Source organism: uncultured Boseongicola sp. (assembly GCF_937988555.1).
GTDB lineage: Bacteria > Pseudomonadota > Alphaproteobacteria > Rhodobacterales > Rhodobacteraceae > Boseongicola.
In genome coordinates, this window is the sequence record NZ_CALJXO010000360.1 from 1 (window position 1) to 3,351 (window position 3,351).

The window sequence follows — 3,351 nt, forward strand, 5'->3', positions numbered from 1 at the left end:
AGACGCTCGCTGTGAAACCTGTCTGCTAAAGTGCCGGAGACACAGTGAGTTTTCGCCATGCTTGAGCGCCGTATCCCTGAATGGCTGCGCCATGCTCCCGCACCAAGCGTGCGGGGGTTTGCGATGCTTGCAGGGGCGGAGGCCATGGCCCGAGGTATTTTGATATCGGTCTTTCCGCTCGCAATGTATCAAGCCCTGCAGGACGCGCTGATTGTCTCCAAGGTCTATTTCGCCGTCGGTTTGGTGTCTCTGCTTACCGGACTGATGGTCCCCTATCTGACCAGATTTATCGCACGACGCTGGGTATATTCTGCTGGTGCTGGTTTGTTCGCAGTAGGCGCTCTGCTTGCTATTCAGGGCTCCCCGGCGGCCATTGTGACAGCACTGCTTTTGATCACGATCTCAACCGTTGTCACCTTCGTCTGCTTCAACGCTTATGTCCTTGATTACATCGCTAAAATAGAGCTTGGCCGGTGCGAAACATCGCGCATGTTCTACAGTGCGCTTGGCTGGACCGCTGGTCCTGCGGTGGGCGTCATACTGTTCAGTTGGTGGAGCCCGGCACCCTTTATCGTCGCGGCGACAGCAGCCGCGCTTATGCTTGGTATGTTCCTTTACATGCGGCTTGGGAACGGCAAGCTCATCACCAAAAGCCGTACAGCCCCCACCAATCCTCTGGCATTCCTGCCCCGGTTTGCAGGCAAACCGAGACTCATCGCAGGCTGGACCTTCGCGGTCATCCGGTCCTGCGGTTGGTGGGTCTATGTGGTCTACATGCCAATCTTTGCAATTGAGAATGGGCTTGGAGACCAGCTTGGCGGAATTGCATTGTCAATTTCAAACGGAGCACTTTTTGTGACGCCGCTTATGCTGGGATGGATGCAACGGCGATCTATTCGTCATGCCATCCGAACAGGCTTTTGCGTATCAGGAATGTTGTTTGTCCTTGGCGGATTGGTGGCTGACGTACCCTGGCTCGCGGTGCTCAGCCTGATGCTGGCCTCGTTCTTTTTGATCTTGTTGGATGTATCGGCAGGGCTGCCGTTTCTTCTGGCCGTAAAGCCGTCTGAGAGGACAGAAATGTCTGCCGTTTACTCAAGTTATCGGGACGTATCTGGCATCATCACGCCCGGAGTAGCCTGGCTTGTCCTGCTGGTCGCCCCGATTTCAGGCGTGTTCGCTGCCGGTGGCGCTGGCCTGCTGGTTGCATGGGGCTTGGCAGCCCGGCTGCATCCAAGGCTCGGGCAAGGACGGGTGGCTTATCCTCCCTTGCCGGCCGAAGCGAACATTGCACCTGAGGCGTTTCGTAGGAATGCACTGACGGCGGGAAGTCCCTAGGTCGAGCGCTCGGGGATGTCAGAGCAAAGTGTCTTGAGACGGGTAGGGCCGTCATCTAGCATCCGGATAGGACCAAACATTCGCCTTTTCGCGACCCTAAGGTTTGCAGCCCTCTAACACTATTTGCGAACGAGTTTCGGCTGCTTTTTCATCGCAATGCTTTAGAGTCATTTTGCAAACTTAGGAATTATGTCCGAGCTTCAAGGCACAGGGCGGAGGCAGAACGAGCAGATCCGCTTCATCTGATACTGCCCGCATAGATTACAGATCGCCCGAATTATGCCGCCTGCGCAACATTTCAGGCCGCCCCTTAAGGGTAAGCGATGCGTCCGCGCGCGGCGTCTGGCTGACGACAGAGCCATTTGCAATGACGCACAGCCGCCCGGCGCGCAGGCGCAGCGCTTCAATTGGGTCCCCCGCATCAAGGACCACCAACGATGCCTTTGCCCCTACATGCAGACCGTAGTCGGTCAGGCCCATCGTTTTTGCATTGTTCACCGTGACCATATCAAAACAGGTTCGCATCTCTTTCGGGCTGGTCATTTGCGCAACATGTAGCCCCATAAAGGCGACATCCAACATATCGCCAGTACCAAGCGAGTACCACGGATCCAGCACACAATCCTGCCCCCAACCGACGTTGATTCCGAGCGCAAGCATCTCTTTCACGCGCGTCAGACCGCGCCGTTTGGGGTATGTATCATGTCGGCCTTGCAGGACGATGTTGATCAAAGGGTTGGGGATTACATTGATCTCTGCCTCCGCGATCAACGGAAGCAGCTTGGATACATAGTAGTTGTCCATTGAATGCATCGAGGTCAGATGTGATCCCGCAACGCGGCCCTGCAACCCTAAACGCTGCGTTTCACGCGCGAGTGTTTCAATGTGCCGTGAATGTGGATCATCCGTTTCATCGCAATGCATATCAACCTGCAACCCGCGCCCTGCGGCGATTTCGCAAAGCTCTGTCACTGATGCCGCACCATCGGTCATTGTACGCTCAAAATGGGGAATGCCGCCCACGACATCGACCCCCATATCCAAGGCACGAATGGTGTTTTGGCGGGCTGTCGCGTCGCGGTAAAATCCGTCTTGCGGGAAGGCAACCAGCTGCAAATCGATGTAGTCCTTCACTTGGTTGCGGACCTCGAGCAATGCCTCTACCCCCAACAGCCTGTCGTCGCAGGTGTCAACATGACTGCGGATTGCCAGCAACCCCATGCTTGCAGCCCAATCACAGTATTTGAGCGCGCGGTCCACGACATCATCCTGTGTCATGACTTGTTTGAGTTCGCCCCACAGCCCGATGCCTTCGAGCAGCGTCCCGGAGGTGTTGATGCGTGGCAATCCGTAGGACAAGGTCGCATCCATATGGAAATGCGGATCGACAAATGGGGGGCTGACCAGATCGCCCGACGCATCTATGACCTGTGCGGCCTCTGCATCGTCGAGCGGCCCAATGGCCGCGATTTTATTGCCTTTGATCCCGATATCAGCCACTTTCCCATCGGGTAGAACGCCCCCCTTGACGATGAGATCAAACATTAGCGTTCTCCTTTATTGAACGGCACCATCAGGGCGGCAGGAACTTTGGCGCGCCGCGACATCACAACAAGGGCCAGAATGGACAAAATATAAGGCATCATCAGAAAAAACTGATACGGAATTTGCGATCCAAAATTCGTCTGCTGAACGCGGATCTGAAGCGCGTCAAAGGCCGCAAAAAGCACCGCCCCCAACAAGGCCTTTCCAGGTCTCCAAGATCCGAAAACGACAAGCGCTATACAGATCCAGCCGCGCCCGTTGACCATTTCAAAAAAGAAACTGTCAAAAGCGGACATGGTTAAGAACGCACCGCCCATCGCCATGAAACCGCTGCCGACAATGACTGCTCCCATACGGATTGCCGTCACCGACAGTCCTTGCGCCGCAACCGCCGCGGGGCTTTCGCCAGCGGCCCGCACAGCAAGCCCCAACGGTGTGCGATACAGGATCACCGCCACAACGGCTACA

2 protein-coding genes and 1 pseudogene are annotated in these 3,351 nt (G+C 56.0%); 1 reads left to right on the forward strand and 2 read right to left on the reverse strand.

Translation table 11 applies throughout. From position 1 onward, the window contains the following. Nucleotides 1-57 precede the first annotated feature (57 nt). Complete coding sequence (locus Q1B15_RS21205) at nucleotides 58-1,338, forward strand: MFS transporter (protein WP_299757749.1); 1,281 nt, start codon at nucleotides 58-60, stop codon at nucleotides 1,336-1,338. Between the two features lie 261 nt (nucleotides 1,339-1,599). Here the strand turns inward: Q1B15_RS21205 and Q1B15_RS21210 are convergent, their stop codons facing one another. Both Q1B15_RS21210 and Q1B15_RS21215 read right to left on the reverse strand, forming a co-directional pair. Further along, a complete protein-coding gene (locus Q1B15_RS21210; protein WP_299757751.1) occupies nucleotides 1,600-2,883 on the reverse strand; it encodes an amidohydrolase family protein in 1,284 nt (427 codons plus the stop codon). Next, a pseudogene (locus tag Q1B15_RS21215) lies at nucleotides 2,883-3,351 on the reverse strand (ABC transporter permease); the annotation flags it as partial. The gene Q1B15_RS21210 and the pseudogene Q1B15_RS21215, both read right to left, overlap by 1 nt.